Genomic DNA, 259 nt, shown 5'->3' with positions numbered 1-259 from the left:
GGCGCGCCTTCGCCACCCTGCGCAATGACGAGCTCGTGACCAAGCTGTTCGACACGCTGGCCGGCCGCTACACCGACCGCCCGGGCGGTTACACCCGCGTGCTCAAGGCCGGCTTCCGCTATGGCGATGCCGCGCCGATGGCGGTGATCGAGCTGATCGACCGCGATCCGGAGGCCAAGGGCGCCGAGGACCGCGCCCGCGTCGAGGCCGAGCGCGAAGAGGAAGACGAGGAGTAAGTCGGCACCGACCGGTGTGCGAC

At 70.7% G+C, this 259-nt stretch carries 1 protein-coding gene; it reads left to right on the top strand.

The genetic code is table 11. The features are described 5' to 3' along the window. On the top strand, positions 1-236 hold a 236-nt coding region (locus SB717_RS37315), incomplete at its 5' end, for a bL17 family ribosomal protein (RefSeq protein ID WP_410908152.1). Between the last annotated feature and the right edge of the window lie 23 nt (positions 237-259).

The organism is Priestia sp. SIMBA_032 (assembly GCF_046535215.1).
Classification (GTDB): domain Bacteria; phylum Bacillota; class Bacilli; order Bacillales; family Bacillaceae_H; genus Priestia; species Priestia aryabhattai.
The sequence above is the reverse complement of the archived record's forward strand: the minus strand, read 5'-3'. Positions and strand labels throughout refer to the sequence as shown.